Source organism: Planomonospora antibiotica (genome assembly GCF_014647955.1).
GTDB classification, from domain to species: Bacteria; Actinomycetota; Actinomycetes; order Streptosporangiales; family Streptosporangiaceae; genus Planomonospora; species Planomonospora parontospora.
Genome location: NZ_BMQE01000004.1, coordinates 273,685 through 295,270, shown reverse-complemented (window position 1 = coordinate 295,270; position 21,586 = coordinate 273,685). Strand labels below are relative to the sequence as shown.

The window sequence follows — 21,586 nt, the reverse complement described above, 5'->3', positions numbered from 1 at the left end:
TTCATGATCCTGGCCGTCGTCCTGGCCGCCGGACTCGTCATCGGCCCGGCGCACTCCCCGCTCAACCGCAGGGCGCTGGGAGCCGCGCTGACCGGGACGTTCGCGCTGCTCGCGCTGGCCAACCTCTGGTGGCTCTATCCCGTGCTGACCGGCGAGGTCATCCCGTACGAGGACTGGTCGTCGCGGATGCTCACCGGGGACTGGATCAAGCCCGGCTGACGCCGGGCCAGGGTGATCGCCGCGGCGAGGCAGGCCAGCGGCACCGCGGGCAGCAGGTAGCGGTAGTCGAACTCGGCGGTCGCCGCGGGGGCCAGGATGAGCCCGAAGGCGGCCAGCCACGGCAGCAGCACCGGCCCGCCCAGCGTGCGCCAGCGCACCGCCACCCCGCCCAGGCCGATCAGCAGCAGTGCGCCGAGCACGATGCCGGGCAGCCGGACGACGCGCTGGTAGCCCTGCATGAAGGCGGCCCACGGGTCGTGCACGTCGGTGCCGATCACCCGGAGCCTGCCCTCGATCTGCGCGGTGGGCAGACCGGGATCGTAGATCTGCGCGTCCCGGTCGGTGGTGCTGCCCTTGGGCGAGGACCAGGCGGGCAGCACCTTGTTCTCCGGGAGGAACTCGTACTGCCGGTAGGTGTTGGCGTCGGGGAAGCGCGGCCGGTCCCAGCGGAAGGCGCGGAAGAAGTCCCGGGCGACGACGCCGAGGTAGTCGCCGGGCTGGGAGAGGATCGCCCGCTTGGCGAAGTCGCCGGCGGTCTTGTTCATCTCGGGGGTGAAGGTGGTGCCCACCCCGAAGGCGTGGAAGCGCTGGCCGTTGCGCGCCCACCACAGGTACATCTGCCCGAAGAGCCGCTTGTCCGGCGGGTCGCTGATGCACAGCAGCGCGAGCTCCAGCTCCCTGCGCTTGTCGATCTCCATCTTGCTGCAGTCGGCGAACATCGCGGTCCGCATGTAGAGGATCGCGCCGTCGCTGTTGGTCATCGCGACGTTGCCGTGCGCCGAGGCGAACCAGGCCATGTAGCCGGCCACCGGGATCGCGCACGCGGTCACCATGGCCGCGACCGGCTTCCACCCGGACCGCTTGACCAGCAGGTAGACCACCACCAGGGCGAGGATGGGCAGGCCGATCGAGCGGGTCAGCGCGGTGAGCGCGAGCAGCAGGCCGATCACCGCCCCCATCGGCCAGGTCATCCGCCGGTGCCAGAGCACGAGCGTGATGACGCCCACCACCAGCAGCATGAACATGGTGTCGGACATGATCAGGTGTTCGAGCTGGATCTGGTAGGCGTCGAAGAGCACCGGCACCGCGGCCAGCGCCGCCCCCCAGCCCGGCAGGGCGAACCTCCGGCGCAGCAGGGCGTACACCAGCACGCCGACGGCCAGGCCCATCAGGTGCTGGGTGAACGCCACCAGGCTGAAACTGTGGAACGGCCGCAGCAGGAGCAGCCAGAAGGAATAACCGTTCGGCCGCAGGGCACTGGGTCTGTCGGGGTTGACTGCTCCGGAGACGTACTCGTAGGAGTCGTTGAACCACAGCGCCGGGCCGTACCCGAGCATGGTGACCACGCGCAGAGCGAAGGCCGCCGCCAGCACCACCGCGAACACGCGGTGGCGGTGCAGGAACGCCCGGAGACGGGCGCGCGCACCGGTCGGAGGTGGAGGATCCGCGACGGTCACCATGCATTACAGAATGCCAGCCGTTTGACGGACTCGACGCGGGCACCCGGGCGAGAGGGCATCATGGTGGGATTGCCTGTGCCGTGACTGAAGGGTTCGAGACGTGGAACTGACCGTGGTCATGCCGTGCCTCAACGAGGCGGAGACCGTGGAGACCTGCGTACGCAAGGCCCTGGCCTGCATGCGGGAACACGGGATCGACGGAGAAGTCCTGATAGCCGACAACGGGAGCACCGACGGCTCGCAGCAGCTGGCCCGGGACGCCGGGGCGCGGGTCGTGCACGTGGACGCCAAGGGGTACGGCAACGCCCTCATCGGCGGCATCCGCGCCGCCCGCGGGACGTACGTCATCATGGGCGACGCCGACGACTCCTACGACTTCACCGCGCTGATGCCGTTCGTCGAGCAGCTGCGCGACGGCGCCGACCTCGTGATGGGCAACCGCTTCAAGGGCGGGATCGCACCGGGCGCCATGCCCCCGCTCCACCGCTACCTCGGCAACCCGGTGCTCTCCTTCATCGGGCGCCTGTTCTTCCCCAGCGCCATCGGCGACTTCCACTGCGGCCTGCGCGGCTTCCGGCGCGACTCCATCCTCAGGCTCGGCCTGCAGACCGGCGGCATGGAGTTCGCCAGCGAGATGGTGGTGCGCTCGACGCTGTCCGGACTGGACGTGCGCGAGGTGCCCACCACGCTCTCCCCGGACGGGCGGAGCCGGCCCCCGCACCTGCGCTCCTGGCGCGACGGCTGGCGCCACCTGCGCTTCCTGATGCTCTACAGCCCGCGCTGGCTGTTCTTCATCCCCGGCCTGGTCATGATGACCCTCGGCCTGGTCGCGGGCACCCTGCTGACCTTCGGCCCGGTCTACATCGGCAAGCTCGCCTTCGACGTCGACACCCTCGTCGGCGCCTCGGCGATGCTGGTGATCGGTTTCCAGGCGGTGCTGTTCGCCCTGTTCACCAAGGTGTACGCCGCCGAGGAGGGGTTCCTGCCGGAGGACCGGCGGGTGCGCAAGCTCGTCGACATCGTGAGCCTGGAGAAGGGCCTGATCGCCGGCGGCCTGCTGGCCCTGGCCGGGCTGGGCGGCCTGGTCGCCTCGCTGGTCCACTGGCAGACCCGCAGTTTCGGGCCGCTGATCCCGTCCGAGTCGCTGCGCATCGTGGTGCCCTCGGCCACCGCGCTGATCATGAGCTTCCAGACCATCTTCGCGGCGCTGTTCATCAGCATCCTCGGCATCCGCCGCACCAAGGAGACGCCCATCGACGTGGCCGCCTCCGCCGCGGAGGAGGCCGCCGAGGCGGTCAGCCGGGAGCGCGCCGGGACCGCCGGGAGCGCCGGGAGCGCTGGGAGCACCGCGGACGGCGGCGTCCCGGTGGAGACGGGCGCGGACAGCGGCACGGCGTGACCCGCCGTCCGGGGCGCCGGGGTCCGCTCGGATGGAGGATCCGCGGTACGGCGTGACCCGCGGCCCCGGCACCGGGGCCCGAGCGGGCGGCGGTACGGCGTGACCCGCCGTCCGGGCATCGGGGCCTAATCGGGCGGAAGATTCACAGGACAGGCTCTAGGCTTGGAGACATGTCCCAGCACATCCTGACCGCGGTCGCCTGGCCCTACGCCAACGGCCCCCGCCACATCGGGCACGTCTCCGGATTCGGCGTGCCGTCCGACGTCTTCAGCCGCTACCAGCGGATGGCGGGCAACAAGGTCCTCATGGTGAGCGGGACCGACGAGCACGGCACGCCCATCCAGGTCCAGGCCGACAAGGAGGGCCTGGGCGTCCGCGAGGTCGCCGACCGCTACAACCGGCTGATCGCCGAGGACCTCACGGCCCTGGGCCTGTCCTACGACCTGTTCACCCGGACCACCACGGCCAACCACTACGCGGTGGCGCAGGAGATCTTCAAGGGCCTGCACGCCAACGGCTACATCTTCCCCAAGACCACGATGGGGGCGATCTCGCCGTCCACCGGCCGCACCCTGCCCGACCGCTACATCGAGGGCACCTGCCCGATCTGCTCCTACGACGGGGCCCGCGGCGACCAGTGCGACAACTGCGGCAACCAGCTCGACCCGATCGAGCTGATCAACCCGGTCAGCCGGATCAACGGCGAGACGCCGGTCTTCGTGGAGACCGAGCACTTCATGCTCGACCTGCCCGCCTTCGCCGAGGTGCTCGGCACCTGGCTGCAGTCCAAGCAGGGCGAGTGGCGGCCGAACGTGCTGAAGTTCTCCCTCAACCTCCTCGGCGACCTGCAGCCGCGCGCGATCACCCGCGACCTCGACTGGGGCGTGCCGATCCCGCTGGAGGGCTGGAGCGACCAGGCCAACAAGCGGCTCTACGTCTGGTTCGACGCCGTCATCGGCTACCTGAGCGCCTCCATCGAGTGGGCCCGCCGCTCCGGCGACCCGGACGCCTGGCGGCAGTGGTGGCAGAACCCCGACGCCCGCGGCTACTACTTCATGGGCAAGGACAACATCGTCTTCCACTCGGAGATCTGGCCGGCGCTGCTGCTCGGCTACAACGGCCAGGGCGCCCGCGGCGGCACGGCCGGCTCGCTCGGCGCGCTGAACCTGCCCTCCGAGGTGGTCTCCAGCGAGTTCCTGACCATGGAGGGGCGCAAGTTCTCCTCCTCCCGCCAGGTCGTCATCTACGTCCGCGACTTCCTGGCCCGCTACGACGCCGACGCGCTGCGCTACTACATCGCGGTCGCCGGGCCGGAGAACCAGGACACCGACTTCACCTGGTCGGAGTTCCTCAACCGGAACAACGGCGAGCTGGTGGCGGCCTGGGGCAACCTGGTCAACCGCTCGATCTCCATGGCCGCCAAGAACTTCGGGGTCGTCCCGGAGGCGGGCGACCTCACCGACGCCGACCGCGCCCTGCTGGCCAGGTCCCGCGCGGCCTTCGGCCCGGTGGGCGCGGAGCTGAACCGCTCCCGGTTCAAGAACGCGGTCAACGAGGCGTTCGACGTCGTCCGCGACGCGAACAGATACCTCGCGGAGCAGGAGCCGTGGAAGATCAAGGACGACCCCGAGCGGGTCAAGTCCATCCTGCACGTCGCCCTGCAGGTCGTCGACGACGCCAAGACGCTGCTGACCCCGTTCCTGCCCACCTCCTCCAACAAGATCTACGCGATGCTCGGCGGCACCGGCGTCTGGTCGGGCATGCCGGAGATGAAGGAGGTCGACGAGGACGGCCGGAGCTACCCGGTCATCACCGGGTCCTACGAGGGCGCCGCCCGCTGGGAGTCCATCCCCATCAGGCCCGGCACCCCGCTGGCCCCGCCGACCCCGCTGTTCCGCAAGCTCGACCCGAAGATCGTCGATGAGGAGCTCGCCCGCCTCGGCGAGTAGCCGCGCCTCTCGGCCGCCCGGACCGGCACGGTCCGGGCGGCCGTCCGTCCGCGGGACGGCCGATCTCCAGGCGGTAGGTTGGGCGGCGTGACCACGATGCCAGCCGCGCCGGAGCCGTTGACCGGTGAAGTGTTCGACAGCCACTGCCACCTCGACATCATGGTGGGCAACCGCCAGGCGTCCTCCGGGGACCCGGTCGCCCAGGCCGCGCAGGCGGCGGAGGCGAGCGTGGAGCGGATCGTCGAGGAGGCGCGGGCGGTCGGGGTGACCCGGCTGATCACGGTCGGCTACGACCTCGCCTCGTCCCGGTGGAACGCCGACGTCGCCCGGCTCCACCGCGACGTCTACGCCGGGGTGGCGATCCACCCCAACGAGGCGCACGCCGCGACCCCGGAGGTCCTCGCGGAGATCGAGGAGCTCGCCGGTGAGCCGCAGGTCAGGGCCGTCGGCGAGACCGGGCTCGACTACTACCGGGACTGGGCCGCCAAGGACGACCAGCACGCGAGCTTCCGGGCGCACATAGAGATCGCCAAACGGACCGGGAAGGCCCTGGTCATCCACGACCGGGAGGCCCATGACGACGTGCTCCGCGTGCTCGCCGAGGCGGGCGCACCCGACGTGGTGGTCTTCCACAGCTACTCCGGCGACGCGGAGATGGCCGGCAAGTGCGCGGAGGCCGGCTACTTCATGTCCTTCTCCGGGCCGGTGACCTACAAGAACGCCGGCTACCTGCGGGAGGCCGCGGCGGTGGCCCCGGCGGAGCTGATCCTGGTCGAGACCGACGCGCCCTACCTGCCGCCCGTCCCGCACCGAGGCAAGCCGAACGCGCCCTATCTCATCCCGCTGATCGTGCGCTGCCTGGCCGAGGTCAAGGGGATGGAGGCGGACGAGCTCGCCGCCGCGGTCAGCGCGAACGGGGAGGCCGCCTTCGGCAAGTGGTGACGGCCCGGAGCCCTCAGCCCGCCGCCGCGCCGAAGTCGACGGAGGCGCCGCCGCTGACGGCCGGGATCCGGCCCGCGCCGGGGGAGAGCAGGGCGACCGCTCCGTCGTTGCGGCCCAGCAGCGCCACGGCCCCGGAGGGACCGTGGTCCGGGGCGCCGGCGACCAGCTTGTTCCCGGCGGAGGCCAGCGACCAGCCCAGGCGCCCGCCGGGTTCGGTCCCGGGCACCATCCGGGACCGGGCCGGATCGGCGGGCGGGACCAGGTGGACGCCTCCCCGCTGATCCGGTCCGTCGAACGGCACGCCCACGGCCAGCCGTACGTCCCCGCCGGAGGCGAACGCCAGCGCGGAGCCGTACCCGCCGCCGGGGGAGCCCTCCGCGCCCCGGCTGAGCGTGGGACCCGGCGTGATCTCCGCCGTGCTGGACGCCTGGAAGAGCTGGACCAGGCCGGAGTCCCGCACCGATCCGCCGTCGCCGAGCGGGGCGCCCACCGCGAGATAGGACGTGTCGCCCTGCTCGGCGTAGGCGAGGGCGTAACCGAACCGGTCACCCGCGTCGGCGTCCAGGACCTCGCGGAGGTCCCACTTCCTGGACAGCTGCGCACCGGTCCTGGACCGCACGTCGAACAGGACGGTCACCGCGCCCGAGTCGAGGTTCCCCTCACCGGCCTGCACGCCCTGCCCGTCGTCGTTCTCGTACGGCAGGCCGACCGCGAGGTCGGGCTCCCCGGCGTTCCCGCCCAGCCTGCCGAGCTCCACGGCCCAGCCGAACATGTCCCCGGCCTCACCGTTGCCGGTGACCCCCTCGGTGTTCTGGGAGAGCCGCCGGGCGGTGCCGAGCGCGGACGTCTCGAACAGATAGACCGCACCGGAGTCGGCCACCCCCTCGGAGTCCTCGTGCGGCGCCCCGACCGCGACCAGGGGGCCGCGCCCGGCCAGGGACCAGCCGAAGTGGGCGTCCGCCTCCGGGACCGGGGCGGCCAGGCGGACGGGCTCCCGGCTCCCCCCGCCGTACACGGCGTAGACCGCGCCCGCGTCCCGCACCCCCGCCACGTCCGTGTACGGCGCGCCGACGAGCAGGTCGGCGCAGCGGTCGCCGTCGAGGTGGACCAGCCGGACCGACCAGCCGAAGCCGTCGCCCGCCGCGGGGGAGGGGGCGGTGACGACCGTCGCCTCCCCGCCCTGTCCGGCCACGCCCGACAGCACGTGCACGGTTCCGGCGCCCTCGACCTTCCCGGAGCCCTCCGGGTCCCCGGCGTCCGCCAGCGGGTCGCCGACCGCGGCGTCGTCGACCCCGTCGCCGTCGAAGTCCCCGCCGGGGTCCCCCGTGCCCGTGCCGGTTCCCGCGCAGGCGGACGCGGGGAGGTGACCGGCGGCGGGGAGCGCCGGAAGGGCCGGAAGGGCCGGAAGCGCGGGGAGGGCGGGGACGGCGAGGGCCGCGGGGGCGGCGGGGGCGGCGGGGAGCACCACCGCGGCGACGAGGGCGGCCAGGAGTCTCAAGACAGTCTCACCTCGACGTCCTCGCCGCCCTCGATCCCGGGGCCGGTGAGCCTGAGCGGTTTGCGGGGCGGCGGCAGGTCGTAGACGAGCACCCCGTCCGCCCTGCCGCCGGGGGCCAGGACGGGCGGCAGTGCGGACGAGACCGGCTCGGGGGTGTGCGCGGCGCCCCGGTCGTCCACCAGGATGAGCGGGGCGCGGCCCAGTCGGACCTCCTCGCCGCCGGTGTTGAACAGGGTCCAGCGGACCGCGCAGAACCGCCCGCGGGCCGGGGCGGTCCCCCGGTAGGAGGTCAGATCGCAGGAGGGCGCGACGGGCACGATCAGCTGCGGGCCGCCGACGGCGGCGCCCAGTGCGATCCGGCGGCCCACGTCGGCGCCCGCGGTGGAGGTCGGCGGCGGCACCGGGCTCCGCCCTCCGCCGACGGCGTTCGCCAGCACGACCCCCGTGACGGCCAGCGCCGCCACCACGGCCAGTCCGGCGAACACCCACCGCCACCGGGGCGTCCCCGTCCGGCCGGACCGACGGGGAGGCTCCGCCGGGGCCGGCGGCTTCACCGGTACCGCGGGTCCGGCCGGAGCCGCCGACGTCGCCGCAGAGGCGGAGAAGGAGGCGGGGCCCGAGACCGCGGCGGATCCCGGCGCCGCAGCAGGCGCGGAAGACGCGATCGCCGGGGGCCCCGGAGGCACGGAAGGCGCGGTGGCGGGCCCCGGAGGCGCGGAAGGCCTGGTGGCGGGCTTCGGAGGCGTGGCGGTGGCGGCTCCGGCGGGCGCGGTGTGCGCCGGGGGGACCGAGGGGCCCGTGGCGGCTCCCGGGACCGTGGAGGGCTCCGCGGGCGCGGGTGCGGCCGGGACCTGGAGGTCGAGGACGCTGAGCGTCAGCGTGGCGTCCGACTCGACGTTGGGCGGGGCCTGCCACGACTCGGCCAGCGCGTCGGTGGCGACCAGCGTGGGAGGGTCCACCGGAACGGAGGCCGCGGGGGTCGGGAGCGCGATGCCGCCGCCGACCAGGGCGATCAGCAGGTCCTGGGCGGTCGGGCGCTGATAGGGGTCCATCGAGGTGGCCAGCCGGGCCAGGTCGTTCAGCGGGGCGGGGAGCGCGCCCAGGTCGGGCGGGCCGTTGAGCAGCCGGGAGGCCATGGTGATCATGTTTCCGCGGCCGTAGGGGTGGCGGCCGTTCCCGGCGTAGGCGACCAGGCAGCCCCAGGCGAAGACGTCGGCCGCCGGGGTGATCTCCTGGCCCCGTACCTGCTCCGGAGCCCACCAGCCGGGGCTGCCGAGCACCTCGCCGGACTTGGTGAAGCCGGAGGTGGAGTCCAGCGCGCGGGCGATGCCGAAATCGATCACCCGGGGTCCGGACAGCGACAGGATCACGTTGGCCGGTTTGAGGTCGCGGTGGACCAGCCCGGCCACGTGGATCGCGGCCAGCGCGGCGGCCACGCCGAGGGCGACGCCGTGCAGCGGGCCGGGTTCGAGCGCGCCGTGCTGGAAGATCTGCCGGGACAGGGGGGTGCCCGCGATGTACTCGGTCACCATGTACGGCCGGCCGTCGTAGGCGTTGCCGTTGTCGAGCACCTGGGCGGTGCAGAACGAGGCCACCCGCCGGGCGTTCTCCACCTCCGCGTGGAACCGGGAGGCGAACCCCTCCTCGATCGCGAACTCCGCCTTCACCACCTTGACCGCGACCGGCCGCCCGGTGGGCGCCTGCGCCAGGTAGACGGTCCCCATGCCGCCCTCGCCGAGGCGTCCGAGCAGGCGGTACGGCCCGATCCGCTCGGGATCGCCGATGCGGAGCCCTTCGACGCCGGGCTGGTCCACGGCCACCTCACCCAAAAGATCATCGTCCCTTGAGCCCTCGAATGAGCCCTCGAAGGCCGTCCCCCGGGGGACAACGGTATCCACAGGCGAGCCTTTCGTGTCCAGGATGCGTCTTCGCACGGCATTCGATGCGCGAGACTTGTCGGATGGCATGGGGAGAGGGAAAGTGATCGGACGCGGACGAGACCGCAGGCACGGCGGGGTGCGCACCTGCGCCGCGCCCGGGGGCGGAGATCGAGCATGAGCCTGCTGGGCCCGGTGGAGATACGTAATCTTGCACAGAGGCTGGACATCCGCCCGACCAAGAAACTCGGCCAGAACTTCGTGATCGACGCCGGCACGGTGCGCCGGATCGTCCGGACCGCGGAGCTGCGCCCCGACGACGTGGTGATCGAGGTCGGCCCCGGCCTGGGCTCGCTCACCCTGGCCCTGCTGCCGGAGGTCCGCTCGGTGGTCGCGGTGGAGATCGACCCGGTCCTCGCCGCGCAGCTCCCGGCGACCGTCGCCGAGCACGCCCCCGAGCAGGCCGGCCGGCTCACGGTGGTGCTCGCCGACGCCATGCGCGTGCTGCCGGAGGAGCTGCCGGAGGACGGGCCGACCGCGCTGGTGGCGAACCTGCCCTACAACGTCTCCGTGCCGGTGGTGCTGCACCTGCTGGAGGTCCTGCCCTCGCTGCGCAACGTCCTGATCATGGTCCAGTCGGAGGTGGCCGACCGGCTGGCGGCCGCGCCGGGCTCGAAGATCTACGGGATCCCCTCGGTCAAGGCCGCGTGGTACGCCGACGTCCGCCGCGCCGGCCCGGTCGGCCGTACGGTCTTCTGGCCCGTGCCCAACGTGGACTCCGGGCTGGTGGCGATGACCCGCCGGGAGCCTCCGGCGACCGGGGCGACCCGCGAGGAGGTCTTCGCCGTCGTGGACGCCGCCTTCGCGCAGCGCCGCAAGACCCTCCGCGCCGCCCTGGCCTCCTGGGCGGGTACGGCCGCCGCCGCCGAGAGCGCGCTGCGCGCCGCGGGGATCGACCCCTCGGAGCGGGGGGAGCAGCTCACGGTGGAAGATTTCGCACGGATCGCCGAGAACCGCACATAGTGTGATTTGTCGGCGGGCTGGCGTGGGCGGGGCGGCGCCCCCGTTACCATCGGTGACCATGCATGAGCAAGAGCCGGTGGAGGGCGCCGCATGAACTCCGTGACCGTCCGCGTCCCCGCCAAGGTCAACCTGCAGCTCGCGGTCGGGCCGCTCCGGGACGACGGCTACCACGACCTGGTCAACGTCTTCCACGCGGTCTCGCTCTTCGACGAGGTGACGGCCGTCGCGGAGACCGGGATGAGCGTCCGGGTCGAGGGCGAGTCCGCCGATCAGGTGCCCGAGGACGACGACAACCTCGCCATCCGGGCCGCCGTCGCGCTGGCCCGGCACGCGGGCCGCTCGTACGGCGTGAGCCTGGCCATCCGCAAGGCGATCCCGGTGGCCGGCGGCATGGCCGGGGGCAGCGCCGACGCCGCCGCGGCGCTGGTCGCCTGCAACGAGCTGTGGGGTCTCGGCCTGCCGCTGGAGGACCTGACGGAGATCGCCGCCGACATCGGCAGCGACGTGCCGTTCGCACTGCTCGGCGGCACCGCCGTCGGCACCGGCCGGGGCGAGCGGCTGACCCCCCTGGAGGCGGCCGGGCCGTTCCACTGGGTGTTCGCGCTGGCCGACGGGGGCCTGTCCACGGCGAAGGTCTACGCCGAGTGCGACCGCATCCGGGCGGAGGAGGGGCTGCCGGTCGCCGAGCCCCGGGCCGCCGGGGCGCTGCTGGCCGCCCTCCGCGACGGTGACGCCAAGGCGCTCGGCGCCGAGCTGACCAACGACCTGCAGCCGGCCGCCCTGCGGCTGCGCCCCTCCCTGGCCGCCACCCTGGACGCCGGGCGCGGCCACGGCGCCCTCGGTGCGATCGTCTCCGGCTCCGGGCCGACCTGCGCCTTCCTGGCCGCCTCCGAGGCGCACGCCGGGGAGTTGGCCGGGGCGCTGCGGGGCGCGGGCGTGGCCCGCGAGGTCCTGACCGCCCACGGCCCCGTGCCGGGACCCGCCGTCGTGTAGTGCGCGGTCCCTCCAGGAGCGGTGCGGGAGACTTGGGAGGTGACGATCGAGAACGCCCGTCCGGGCCCGCCGGCGACCAGCCCCTCCATCGTGCTGCTCACCCTGGCGCACCGGATCGAGTCCGAACTGGGGGCGGCCCTCGCGCCGCTCGGGCTGACGGTGAGCAGGTTCGGCCTGCTCGGACACATCTCCGGGGTGCCCGGCGCCTCGTTCAGCGACCTGGCGCGGATGTCGGGGATCACCGTCCAGAGCGTCCACTCGGCGGTGAAGGCGCTGTCCGGCGCCGGGCTGGTCCGCGACACCACCGCCCGCGCCGGCTCCGCCTCGGCCATCGAGCTCACGCCCGAGGGCGAGCGTCTCATGCGGGAGGCGATGAAGGCCGTGGCCGGGGTGGACGAGCGGCTGTTCGGCCCGGACGCCGACCCGGTCCAGCGGCAGGTCGCCGACACCGTGCGCACCGTGTTCGACGGGCGTTCCCGGCCCTGACGCCGCCCCCGCCGCAACCTTCAGGGCGCCTGAAGCATCTGTTAGGCTTCAGGCATTCTGAAGGTTGCGATGGGAGAAACCTGTGGAAGGTCTGCTGCTCTCGATCCATGTGCTCGCCGGCATCGTGTTCGTCGGGGGTTCCGCGGTCGCGGCGAGCCTGTTCCCCCGCTACGCCCCGATCGCCGCGGCCTCGCCGGCCGCCCCGATCGCCGCGGCCTCGCCGGCCGTCCCGGTCGCCTCGGGCGTCCCGGCGGGCGCGGCCGCGGTGGACCCGGCCGCCGCCGACGCGACCGCCGATCCGCGTCCGGAGGCGCCGGGCGACCGCAACCGGGCCGTGGCCGTCGCGATGCACCGCATCACCCGCGGCTACGGCGTGCTCGCCGTCGTCGTGCCCGTCGTGGGGATCGTCCTGGCCTTCGTCCAGGGCCGGATCGGTGAGATCTGGATCAGCGTCTCCATGGCCCTCACCGCGGCCGCGGGCGGGCTGCTCGCCCTGTGGATCCGGCCGCTGCAGAGCGAGGCGCTCGCCGACCCCGACGACGGCGGGCGGCTGCGCACCCTGAGCATGCTCGCGGGGGTCTACAACCTGCTCTGGGCGGCCGTCGTGGTCCTCATGATCGTCCGCCCGGGATCCGACTACTCCTGAGCGCCGCCCCGGCAGGGCGGACCGCCCCGGCCGGGGGGCGGCGCGGTACGGGGAGCGCGCCGCCGGGAAGCCGGAGCCCCGCGCAGCCTCGGATACCCTTGTCACAAGATGAATCTGGTCAATCTTGAGTCGGTCTCCCACTCCTACGGGCCCAAGCCGCTGCTGAAGGACGTCTCCCTCGGCATCGAGGCGGGCGACCGCATCGGCGTGGTCGGTCGCAACGGCGGCGGCAAGACGACGCTGATCTCGGTGATCGCCGGCCACCTGAAGCCCAACGAGGGCCGGGTCACGCACAACCGCGGCCTGCACGTCGGCACCCTGTCGCAGGGCGACGACCTCGACCCCGCGCGCTCGGTGGCCGAGATCGTCCTCGGCGACCGGCCGGAGCACGAGTGGGCGGGCGACGCGGGCATCCGCGAGATCCTCGCCAACCTGCTCGGCGACATCGACCTGACCGCCCCGGCGCGGAGCCTGTCCGGCGGTGAGCGGCGCCGTACGGCCCTGGCCCGGCTCCTCATCGAGGAGCACGACCTGATCATCCTGGACGAGCCCACCAACCACCTGGACATCGAGGCCATCGACTGGCTGGCCAGGCACCTGTCCGCGCGGCGGACCGCACTGGTGGTCGTCACCCACGACCGGTGGTTCCTCGACGCGGTCTCCACCCGGACGTGGGAGGTCGTCGACGGCGCGGTCGAGCGCTACGAGGGCGGTTACGCCGCCTACGTGCTGGCCAAGGCCGAGCGCGCCCGCATCGCCGCGGCCTCCGAGGCCCGCCGGCAGAACCTCATGCGCAAGGAGATCGCCTGGCTGCGCCGCGGCCCGCCCGCGCGCACCTCCAAGCCCAAGTTCCGCATCGACGCCGCCCAGGCGCTGATCGCCGACGAGCCGCCGCCGCGGGAGAGCGTCGAGCTGGTGAAGTTCGCCGCCGCCCGGCTGGGCCGCACGGTCTACGACCTGGAGGACGTGACCCTGCACGCGGGCGGGCCCGACCAGGGCCCGCTGGTGCTCGACCGCTGCACCTGGCAGTTCGGCCCCGGCGACCGGATCGGCCTGATCGGGGTGAACGGCTCGGGCAAGTCCTCGCTGCTGCGGCTGCTGTCCGGCACCGTCCAGCCCGACTCCGGCAAGGTCGTGCGCGGCCGGACGGTGCGCCTGGCGCACCTGTCGCAGGAACTGGGCGAGCTCGACCCGTCCCGCCGGGTGCTGGAGACCGTCGAGGAGATCCGCAAGTTCATCCAGGTCGGCAAGAAGGAGTGGACGGCCTCGGCGCTGCTGGAGCGCCTCGGCTTCAAGGGCGAGGCGCAGTGGAAGGTCGTCGGCGACCTGTCCGGCGGCGAGCGCCGCCGCCTGCAGCTGCTCCGGCTGCTCATGGACGACCCGAACGTCCTGCTGCTCGACGAGCCGACCAACGACCTCGACATCGAGACGCTGAACGAGCTGGAGGACCTGCTCGACGGCTGGCCCGGCACGCTGATCCTGGTCAGCCACGACCGCTACTTCCTGGAGCGGGTCGCCGACCGCTGCGTGGCGCTGCTGGGCGACGGAAAGCTGTCGATGCTCCCCGGCGGCGTGGACGAGTACCTCCAGCGGCGCGCCTCGGGTGCGGCCCTGTCGGCGCGCGCGGCCTCGGGCTCCGGCGCGGTCTCCCCGGCGGCCCCCTCGGGCACCGCCGCGTCCGCCGCCCCGGCCGCGGAGACGGGTCCGGGGCTGTCGGCGAAGGAGGAGCGCGAGCTCCGCAAGGAGCTCTCCCGGCTGGAGCGCCAGCTCGACAAGCTGGCCGGCCGGGAGGCGAAGCTGCACGACTCCATGGCGGCGGCCGCCGCCGACTACGGCCGCCTGGCCGAGCTGGACGCGGAGCTCAAGGCGGTCCGGGCCGAGAAGGACGACATCGAGACCGCGTGGATGGAGCTCGCCGACCGCCTCGGCGAATGACATTCCGCAGATCGCGTTTATCCCCCGCAGGGCGGGCACAGAGAGTCCTGTGGTTCAGGGTGCTCCGGTGTCCGTCGCGTCAAAAGGGATGAGTAGCGTGCGCAGCAGGCCCGCGAGGGCCTGCTGTTCATGCTGTCCGAGGCCGGCCAGCAGCTCGTGCTCGCGGCGGAGCAGGTCGGCGAAGGCGTCGTCCACGCGCTTGCGGCCCGCGTCGGTCAGCGAGACCAGGACGCCGCGCCGGTCCTCGGGATCGGGACGGCGGGTGACGAGCCCGGCGGCGGCGAGGCGGTCGATCCGGTTGGTCATGGTCCCGGAGGTGACGAGGGTCGCGCGGAGCAGGGCCCCCGGGCTCAGCTCGTACGGCTCGCCGGCCCGGCGCAGGGCGGTGAGCACGTCGAACTCCCAGGTCTCCAGGTCGTGCTCGGCGAACGACGCGCGCCGGGCCCGGTCGAGGTGGCGGGCCAGCCGGGAGACGCGGCTGAGCACCTGGAGCGGTTCCACGTCGAGGTCGGGGCGCTCCTGCCGCCAGGCGGCGACCAGGCGGTCGACTTCGTCCTCGGTCCTGTCCGGGTGGTGCGAGGTCATGGCAGGGAGTGTATCTGTCTTGACATCGAGATATATAACTTGATATCGATTATCTTGATGTCAAGAGATATGTGGGACCCCGAGGTCTACGCCCGCTACGCCGAGGAGCGGGCACGTCCCTTCCGCGACCTGGTCGCCAGGATCGGCGCGGAGCGCCCCGGCCACGTCGTCGACGCGGGCTGCGGCAGCGGCGAGCTCACCGCGGAGCTGGCCCGGCGCTGGCCGGAGGCCGAGGTCCACGGCTTCGACTCCTCGCCCGCGATGATCGAGCGGGCCCCGGCCGGCGACCGGCTCTCCTTCTCCGTCGGCGACGTCGCGGACTGGCGCCCCGAGCGCCCGGTGGACGTGATCGTGTGCAACGCGGTGCTGCAGTGGGTGCCGGACCACCCGGAGCTGCTGACGCGCTGGGTCGAGGCCCTCGCCCCCGGCGGGTGGCTCGCCTTCCAGGTCCCCGGCAACTTCCACGCGCCCAGCCACGAGGCGGTCCGCGAGGTGATCCGGGTCAAGTGGTTCGACTGGCTCGGCGACCTGGTCCGGCAGGACCCGGTGGGCGGGCCCGCCGACTACCTGGACCTGCTCGCCGGGCCGGGCCGCGAGGTGGACGCCTGGGAGACCACCTACCTGCACGTCCTGCCGGGCCGGAACGCCGTCCTCGGCTGGATCGCGGGCACGGCCCTGCGGCCCATGCTCGACCGCCTGCCCCCGGCCGAGCACGAGGAGTTCCTCACCGACTGCGGGATCCTGCTGAACGAGGCCTATCCCCGCCGGCCGTACGGCACGCCCTTCCCCTTCCGGCGCGTCTTCGCCGTGGTGCACAAGGCCGCCACGGATGAATAACGGCTTATCGGTAAGTGTTGGGATGGTGTGGTAAACAGTCGGGCAAAAGGGGTGGGCTCGTGGTGATGGAGATCGAGGACAAGTTCGACGTCCCGGAGGACTACCGCCTCCCCGACCTGACGGGACTGCCGGGCTGCGACGAGATCGCCGGTCCCAAGTCCCACCGGCTGGTCGCCGTCTACTTCGACACCCCCGACCTGAGGCTCGCCGCCCGCGGCATCACCCTCCGCCGCCGCCGAGGGGGCCTCGATCCCGGCTGGCACCTCAAACTGCCCAAGGCCAAGGGCGTCCGGCAGGAGATCACCTGCCCGCTGACCCCCAGCACCAAGATCGTCCCGGCCGAGCTGGCCGACCTCGTCCTCGCCTACACCAGAGGCGCCCCCCTCACCCCGGTCGCCGAGCTCGACACCCGCCGCTCGGTCACCCACCTGCGCAACGGCGCGGGCGTCCGCCTGGTGGAGATCGCCGACGACCGGGTCAAGGGCACCGTGCTCGGCGGCGAGCCGTACGTCGAGCGCTGGCGCGAGGTCGAGGCCGAACTGGTCGAAGGCGACGAGAAGCTCCTGCGCAAGGTCGGCAAGCGGCTCCGCAAGGCCGGGGCGGCCCCCGCCGGATCGGCCAGCAAACTCGCCCGCCTGCTCGGCGCCTCCCGTGGGATCCCCCGCCCGCAGCTCGCGCGGACCGCGCCGGGGAGCGCCGGAGAGGCCGTCGTCGGCTACCTGGCCTCCCAGGTCGCCGTGCTGCTCGCCGAGGACCCCCGGGTGCGCCGGAACGAGGAGGACGCCGTCCACCGGATGCGCGTCGCCTGCCGCCGGACGCGGAGCGCCCTGAAGTCGTTCAAGGGGATCGTCACCGGCACCCGCCCGCTGCGGGACGAACTCAGATGGCTGGGCGAGGTCCTCGGCGAGGCCCGCGACCTGGAGGTCATCAGAGAGCGCTTCTCCCGCGCCCTGGACGGACTGGACGGGGACCTGGTCGCGGGCCCGGTCCGCGCCCGCCTCGGCTCCGACCTGCTCGACGACGAGCACGAGGCCCACGACCGCATCAGGGAGGCGCTCGGCGGCGAACGCTACTTCGCCCTGCTCGACGCTCTCGACGACCTCCTGGCCACCCCCGCGCTCACCAAGGACGCCGGCCGGCCCGCCGCCTCCCTCACCGCCGTCGCGGCCAGGAGCTGGCAGCGCGTCACCCGCGCCTACAGCGCCGCCCAGGCCGCCCAGGAAACGGAGGACCCCGGAGAGCGGGAGACCGCCCTGCACGAGGTGCGCAAGGCCGCCAAACGGGCCCGCTACACCGCCGAATCCCTCGGCATGACCGAGCTCGCCGAGCGGGCCGAGGCCGTGCAGGAGGTGCTCGGCGCCCACCAGGACGGCGTGGTGGCCCAGCGGCGGCTGGCGGCGGAGGCCCGCGCCGCGCGGCAGGCCGGGGAGGACACCTTCACCTACGGCGTCCTGACCGGCCTGGAGCGGGCCCGCGCCGACCGGGCCCGCGCCGACTTCCCCGAGGTGTGGCGGAGGGCGGCCAAGGCCGTCGCCAGGCTCCTCTGATCCGCCCGGCGGCGGTCCGGCCCGCCCCGCACCCGCACCCGTACGGCCGGCCACCGCACGGGCTCCGGGGCACCGGGACGACCGACCCGGAGACCGGGGACGGCCCCGCCCCCGCGGGGCCGTCCGGCCCGTCTCAGGCGGGGTGGCGGTCTGTGGCGACGATCCGGCCGCCCGCCCGGTGCACGACCAGGAACGCGCCCTTGTCGAGCCGTACCTCGTCCGGCCCGCCGACGAGTCCGGCGATCAGTCCCGGGAGCACCTTGCCGTGGCTGCACAGCACCGCCGGCGCGCCCGACTCCAGCACCGCCGACGCGACGCGCAGGGTCCCGGCGGGGTCGTGGCGGCTCTCCGAGAGCAGCGGCTCGCGGCGGACCTCCAGGCCCGCCCGCCCGGCGTACGGCTCCAGGGTCTGCACGCACCGCAGGCTCGGCGAGCTGACCAGCTCCACCGGGCGGTAACCCGCCAGCGCGTCCGCCAGCCGCCCCGCCTGCGCCCTCCCGGTCCCGTCCAGGGGGCGCAGGTCGTCGTCGCCCTCCCACGCGTCGCGCGAACCCGCCACGCCGTGCCGGACGAGGACCAGCGGCACGGTCGCCAGCGGGGCCCCGGACAGCGACCGGAGCAGCTCGGCGTCCCATTCGTAGGTCAGCCGCCGCCACGCCTCCTCCAGCGGCAGCCAGGCCACCTCGTCCACCTCGTCCGCCGCGGTGGGCGCCCCTTCGGCGACCGCCCGCGCCACCCAGTAGTCGACCCGCTTGAGCCGGCCGCCCTTCATGTAGTGCGCCGGGGGCAGCGCCCGGCCCAGCACGACCGTCGCCCCGGTCTCCTCGGCCACCTCGCGCAGCGCCCCGGCGATCACGTGCTCGCCCTGCTTCAGCTTGCCCTTCGGCAGGGACCAGTCGCCGTACCTCGGCCGGTGGACGACCGCGATCTCCGGAGCCGACTCCTCGCCCCGCCACACCACCGCCCCGGCGGCACGGATCATGCCGCCCGGACGGGTGCGCGCCCGAACGGACTCAGTCATCTACCGACCTCCACCGCCGCGTGCCCACCAGATGGCTCTGCAGGTCCTCGCCCCGGTGCCGGTTCCAGGAGCCGTCCGCGTTCAGCCACCACGTCGTCGTGTCCTCCGCCATCGCCCGGTCCAGCAGGTCGCTGAGGTAGAGCCGGTGCTTCTGGCTGGTCACCTTCACCAGCGCCTCCACCCGGCGGTCCAGGTTGCGGCGCATCAGGTCGGCGCTGCCGATCCAGATCTCCGGCCTGCGGCCCTGGCCGAACTCGTAGATCCGCGAGTGCTCCAGGAACCGGCCCAGCACGCTCCTGACCCGGATGTTCTCCGACAGGCCCGGGATCCCCGGCCGCAGCGTGCAGACCCCGCGCACCCACAGGTCCACCGGGACGCCCGCCTGCGACGCCCGGTACAGCGCGTCGATGAGCGGCTCGTCCACCAGGGAGTTCGTCTTCATCCGGATCCGGGCCGGACGGCCCGCCCGCTGGTGGGAGATCTCCCGGTCGATCCTGGCCAGCAGGCCGCCGCGCAGCGAGTGCGGGGCGACCAGCAGCCGCCGGTAGGCCGTGTGGTTGGAGTAGCCCGTCAGGTGGATGAACAGGTCCGTGACGTCCTCGCCCACCAGCGGGTCGGCGGTCAGCAGCCCCAGGTCCTCGTACAGCCGCGCCGTCTTCGGGTTGTAGTTGCCCGTGCCGATGTGGCAGTAGGTGCGCAGCTCGCCGGAGGGCTCCTGCCGCACGACCAGGGCCAGCTTGCAGTGCGTCTTCAGGCCCACCACGCCGTAGACCACATGGCACCCGGCCCGCTCCAGCTTGCGCGCCCAGCTGATGTTGGCGTGCTCGTCGAAACGCGCCTTGATCTCCACCACCACGACGACCTGCTTACCCGCCTCCGCCGCGTCGATGAGCGCGTCCACGATCGGCGAGTCGCCACTGGTCCGGTAGAGCGTCTGCTTGATGGCCAGCACGCCCGGATCGGCGGCGGCCTGCTCGATGAAGCGCTGCACGCTCGTGGCGAACGAGTCGTACGGGTGGTGCAGCAGCACGTCCCGCTCCCGCAGCACCGTGAAGATGTCGTCCTCGACGTGCACGACCTCCGCCGGCACGAACGGGCGGAAGCTCAGCTCCCCCCGGTCCAGGTCGGCGATCGTGTGCAGCCCCGTCAGGTCCAGCGGGCCGGGCAGCCGGTAGATCTCGTGCTCGGCCACGCCCAGCTCGTCGACCAGCAGGTCGAGCACCTCGGGCGTGATGGTGTCCTCCACCTCCAGCCGGACCGGCGGGCCGAACCGCCGCTTGAGCAGCTCCTTCTCCAGCGCCTGCATGAGGTTCTCGGTGACGTCCTCGTCGACGTCCAGGTCCTCGTTGCGGGTGACCCGGAAGACATGGTGCTCGACGACCTCCATGCCCTTGAACAGCTGGCCCAGATGGGCCGCGATCACGTCCTCCAGGGGGACGAACCGCTCCCCGGACGCCGCGACGAAACGCGGCAGCCGGCCCGGCACCTTCACCCGGGCGAACACCGTGTGGCCGGTCGCCGGATTGCGGACGGTCACCGCGAGGTTGAGCGAGAGCCCGGAGATGTAGGGGAAGGGGTGGGCGGGGTCGACGGCGAGCGGCGTCAGCACCGGCCGGATCCGCTCCCGGAACAGCCTGCGCATCTCGGTGCGCTCGTCGCGGCTCAGGTCGTTCCAGCGGACGATCGCGATGCCCTCGGCGGTGAGCTCGGGGCGCACCCTCTCGTGGAAGCAGGCCGCGTGCCGCTGCGCGAGGCCGTCGGCGATCGCCGCGATCCTCGCCAGCTCCTCACGCGGCTTCAGCCCGCTCTTGGTGCGGAGCAGCAGGCCGGTGGCCATCCGGCGCTTCAGGCCGGCCACCCGGACGCGGAAGAACTCGTCCAGGTTGCTGGCGAAGATCGCCAGGAACCTGACTCTCTCCAGCAGCGGCAGGGACGGATCCTCCGCCATCTCCAGGACACGCTGGTTGAACTGGAGCCAGCTCTCCTCGCGGTTGAGGAAACGCTCCTGGGGGAGAGGCAGCCCTTCCGGAGAGGGGGGCGCGGGTTCTGCGGACATATGACCAGAATGCCCGCTTTTGTTGAACGTAACGTTAACTACGGCTCAACGGACGCTGTTGCTTCTCCCGCCTTCCCGATCCGGAGGGCGGGAACCCGCTCCCGAGGACGGGGAAGCTCACTCCCGGGAGCGGGAAGCCTCCTGGTCCGCCCCCCGCTCGACCGCCTTCGCCAGCCTCGCGGCCTCCCGCTCGGCGGCCCTCGCCTCCCGGAGCCGGATCTTCTCCAGCTCCTTGAGCTCCCGCTCGCGGGCCTTCTCCCGCTCGCGCAGCAGCCGCTCCTGCTCCTTGAGCTCCCGCTCGCGGGCCTTCTCCCGCTCCCGCAGCTCCCGCTGCCGCGCCTTCTCCTGCTCCCGCGCCAGCTTCTCCGCCTCGCGCTGCTCCCGCTCGCGGATCTTCTCCAGCTCCTTGAGCTCCCGCTCGCGGGCCTTCTCCCGCTCCCGCAGCTCCTTGTCCGTCGGCCGCGGCGTCACCGGACGCCGCTTCTCCGCCTCCCGGGAGGTCGCCGTCAGCCGGGGATGCGGATCCAGACCCGTCAGGCCGTTCCAGGAGAGGTTGACCAGATGCGCGGCCACCTCCTCGCGCGACGGCCTGCGCACGTCCAGCCACCACTGGCCGGTCAGCGCCACCATGCCCACCAGCATCTGCGCGTACATCGGCGCCAGCTTCGGGTCGTAACCGCGCCCCGCGAACTCGGCCACCATGACGTCCTCGACCTGGCTGGCGATGTCGTTGATCAGGCTGGCGAACGTGCCCGTCCCCGACGCCGCGTGCGAGTCGCGCACCAGGATCCGGAAACCCTCGCTGTTCTCCTCGACGTACGCCAGCAGCGCCAGCGCCGCCCGCTCCAGCTTCACCAGGGCGTGCGAGGCCGACAACGCCTCCGTCACCATGCCCAGCAGCTTCTGCATCTCCCGGTCGACGACGACCGCGTAGACGCCCTCCTTGCCGCCGAAGTGCTCGTAGACCACCGGCTTGGAGACGTTGGCGCTCGCCGCGATCTCCTCCACCGACGTGCCGTCGAACCCCTTCTCCGCGAACAGGGTGCGGCTGACCTGGATCAGCTGCTCCCTGCGCTCCTTACCGGTCATCCGCCGCCGAGGTTCGTTCACACG

At 73.1% G+C, this 21,586-nt stretch carries 17 protein-coding genes and 1 pseudogene; 11 read left to right on the top strand and 7 right to left on the bottom strand.

Going from position 1 to position 21,586, the window contains the following annotated elements:
• Positions 1–219 (top strand): annotated as a pseudogene (locus IEZ06_RS06025) (phospholipid carrier-dependent glycosyltransferase); the annotation flags it as partial.
• Here IEZ06_RS06025 and IEZ06_RS06020 read toward each other — a convergent pair.
• A complete protein-coding gene (locus IEZ06_RS06020) occupies positions 135–1,679 on the bottom strand; it encodes a hypothetical protein (RefSeq protein ID WP_189235624.1) in 1,545 nt (514 codons plus the stop codon). The pseudogene IEZ06_RS06025 and the gene IEZ06_RS06020 overlap by 85 nt on opposite strands.
• 100 nt (positions 1,680–1,779) lie before the next feature.
• Between IEZ06_RS06020 and IEZ06_RS06015 the strand changes: the two genes are divergently transcribed.
• The 3 genes from IEZ06_RS06015 to IEZ06_RS06005 all read left to right on the top strand — a co-directional run bounded on the left by IEZ06_RS06015 (position 1,780) and on the right by IEZ06_RS06005 (position 5,969).
• Positions 1,780–3,078, top strand: a complete 1,299-nt coding sequence (locus tag IEZ06_RS06015; protein WP_229797816.1) for a glycosyltransferase — start codon at positions 1,780–1,782, stop codon at positions 3,076–3,078.
• Positions 3,079–3,248: 170 nt separating this feature from the next.
• On the top strand, positions 3,249–5,027 hold the full coding sequence (metG, locus tag IEZ06_RS06010) for a methionine--tRNA ligase (RefSeq protein WP_189235623.1): 1,779 nt from the start codon (positions 3,249–3,251) through the stop codon (positions 5,025–5,027).
• A 96-nt stretch (positions 5,028–5,123) separates the two neighbouring features.
• Positions 5,124–5,969, top strand: a complete 846-nt coding sequence (locus IEZ06_RS06005) for a TatD family hydrolase (protein WP_189235654.1) — start codon at positions 5,124–5,126, stop codon at positions 5,967–5,969.
• Positions 5,970–5,982: 13 nt separating this feature from the next.
• Here the strand turns inward: IEZ06_RS06005 and IEZ06_RS06000 are convergent, their stop codons facing one another.
• Both IEZ06_RS06000 and IEZ06_RS05995 read right to left on the bottom strand, forming a co-directional pair.
• A complete protein-coding gene (locus tag IEZ06_RS06000; protein ID WP_189235622.1) occupies positions 5,983–7,467 on the bottom strand; it encodes an FG-GAP repeat protein in 1,485 nt (494 codons plus the stop codon).
• Entirely contained in the window at positions 7,464–9,287 is a 1,824-nt protein-coding gene (locus IEZ06_RS05995) for a serine/threonine-protein kinase (protein WP_229797822.1), read from the bottom strand. The genes IEZ06_RS06000 and IEZ06_RS05995 overlap by 4 nt, the downstream gene beginning before the upstream one ends.
• A gap of 234 nt (positions 9,288–9,521) precedes the next feature.
• Here IEZ06_RS05995 and rsmA point away from each other — a divergent pair, with 234 nt between their 5' ends.
• The 5 genes from rsmA (at position 9,522) to IEZ06_RS05970 (ending at position 14,427) form a co-directional block, all read left to right on the top strand.
• Positions 9,522–10,367, top strand: a complete 846-nt coding sequence (gene rsmA, locus IEZ06_RS05990) for a 16S rRNA (adenine(1518)-N(6)/adenine(1519)-N(6))-dimethyltransferase RsmA (protein ID WP_189235620.1) — start codon at positions 9,522–9,524, stop codon at positions 10,365–10,367.
• A 90-nt stretch (positions 10,368–10,457) separates the two neighbouring features.
• Positions 10,458–11,360 carry a 4-(cytidine 5'-diphospho)-2-C-methyl-D-erythritol kinase gene (locus tag IEZ06_RS05985; RefSeq protein ID WP_189235619.1) on the top strand — a complete coding sequence of 301 codons (903 nt, stop codon included), beginning with the start codon at positions 10,458–10,460 and terminating at the stop codon, positions 11,358–11,360.
• Between the two features lie 39 nt (positions 11,361–11,399).
• Positions 11,400–11,846: a MarR family winged helix-turn-helix transcriptional regulator gene (locus tag IEZ06_RS05980; RefSeq protein ID WP_189235618.1), complete on the top strand. Its 447-nt coding sequence runs from the start codon at positions 11,400–11,402 to the stop codon at positions 11,844–11,846.
• An 82-nt stretch (positions 11,847–11,928) separates the two neighbouring features.
• Complete coding sequence (locus IEZ06_RS05975) at positions 11,929–12,492, top strand: hypothetical protein (RefSeq protein WP_189235617.1); 564 nt, start codon at positions 11,929–11,931, stop codon at positions 12,490–12,492.
• A 108-nt stretch (positions 12,493–12,600) separates the two neighbouring features.
• Complete coding sequence (locus IEZ06_RS05970; protein WP_189235616.1) at positions 12,601–14,427, top strand: ABC-F family ATP-binding cassette domain-containing protein; 1,827 nt, start codon at positions 12,601–12,603, stop codon at positions 14,425–14,427.
• Between the two features lie 54 nt (positions 14,428–14,481).
• Here the strand turns inward: IEZ06_RS05970 and IEZ06_RS05965 are convergent, their stop codons facing one another.
• The gene (locus IEZ06_RS05965) at positions 14,482–15,012 is read right to left on the bottom strand and encodes a MarR family winged helix-turn-helix transcriptional regulator (RefSeq protein WP_189235615.1); all 531 of its coding nucleotides are present in this window, start codon (positions 15,010–15,012) and stop codon (positions 14,482–14,484) included.
• 57 nt (positions 15,013–15,069) lie between these two features.
• Between IEZ06_RS05965 and IEZ06_RS05960 the strand changes: the two genes are divergently transcribed.
• Both IEZ06_RS05960 and IEZ06_RS05955 read left to right on the top strand, forming a co-directional pair.
• Positions 15,070–15,849, top strand: a complete 780-nt coding sequence (locus IEZ06_RS05960) for a trans-aconitate 2-methyltransferase (protein WP_229797815.1) — start codon at positions 15,070–15,072, stop codon at positions 15,847–15,849.
• Between the two features lie 65 nt (positions 15,850–15,914).
• Positions 15,915–17,396: a CYTH and CHAD domain-containing protein gene (locus tag IEZ06_RS05955; RefSeq protein WP_229797821.1), complete on the top strand. Its 1,482-nt coding sequence runs from the start codon at positions 15,915–15,917 to the stop codon at positions 17,394–17,396.
• Between the two features lie 133 nt (positions 17,397–17,529).
• Here IEZ06_RS05955 and IEZ06_RS05950 read toward each other — a convergent pair whose 3' ends face one another.
• The 3 genes from IEZ06_RS05950 to IEZ06_RS37100 form a co-directional block, all read right to left on the bottom strand.
• Positions 17,530–18,417, bottom strand: a complete 888-nt coding sequence (locus IEZ06_RS05950) for an NUDIX hydrolase (protein ID WP_229797814.1) — start codon at positions 18,415–18,417, stop codon at positions 17,530–17,532.
• The gene (locus IEZ06_RS05945; RefSeq protein ID WP_189235613.1) at positions 18,410–20,473 is read right to left on the bottom strand and encodes an RNA degradosome polyphosphate kinase; all 2,064 of its coding nucleotides are present in this window, start codon (positions 20,471–20,473) and stop codon (positions 18,410–18,412) included. Before IEZ06_RS05945 ends, IEZ06_RS05950 begins: the two co-directional genes overlap by 8 nt.
• Positions 20,474–20,590: 117 nt before the next feature.
• Positions 20,591–21,583, bottom strand: a complete 993-nt coding sequence (locus IEZ06_RS37100) for a TetR/AcrR family transcriptional regulator (RefSeq protein WP_268245580.1) — start codon at positions 21,581–21,583, stop codon at positions 20,591–20,593.
• Positions 21,584–21,586: the final 3 nt, after the last annotated feature.

Coding starts and splice junctions, on each gene's coding strand:
- IEZ06_RS06020 (WP_189235624.1), bottom strand. CDS start 1,679: ATGGTGACCGTCGCGGATCCTCCACCTCCGACCGGTGCGCGCGCCCGT.
- IEZ06_RS05970 (WP_189235616.1), top strand. CDS start 12,601: ATGAATCTGGTCAATCTTGAGTCGGTCTCCCACTCCTACGGGCCCAAG.
- IEZ06_RS05945 (WP_189235613.1), bottom strand. CDS start 20,473: ATGTCCGCAGAACCCGCGCCCCCCTCTCCGGAAGGGCTGCCTCTCCCC.
- metG (WP_189235623.1), top strand. CDS start 3,249: ATGTCCCAGCACATCCTGACCGCGGTCGCCTGGCCCTACGCCAACGGC.
- IEZ06_RS05950 (WP_229797814.1), bottom strand. CDS start 18,417: ATGACTGAGTCCGTTCGGGCGCGCACCCGTCCGGGCGGCATGATCCGT.
- rsmA (WP_189235620.1), top strand. CDS start 9,522: ATGAGCCTGCTGGGCCCGGTGGAGATACGTAATCTTGCACAGAGGCTG.
- IEZ06_RS05985 (WP_189235619.1), top strand. CDS start 10,458: ATGAACTCCGTGACCGTCCGCGTCCCCGCCAAGGTCAACCTGCAGCTC.
- IEZ06_RS06005 (WP_189235654.1), top strand. CDS start 5,124: ATGCCAGCCGCGCCGGAGCCGTTGACCGGTGAAGTGTTCGACAGCCAC.
- IEZ06_RS05955 (WP_229797821.1), top strand. CDS start 15,915: ATGGAGATCGAGGACAAGTTCGACGTCCCGGAGGACTACCGCCTCCCC.
- IEZ06_RS05965 (WP_189235615.1), bottom strand. CDS start 15,012: ATGACCTCGCACCACCCGGACAGGACCGAGGACGAAGTCGACCGCCTG.
- IEZ06_RS05960 (WP_229797815.1), top strand. CDS start 15,070: ATGTCAAGAGATATGTGGGACCCCGAGGTCTACGCCCGCTACGCCGAG.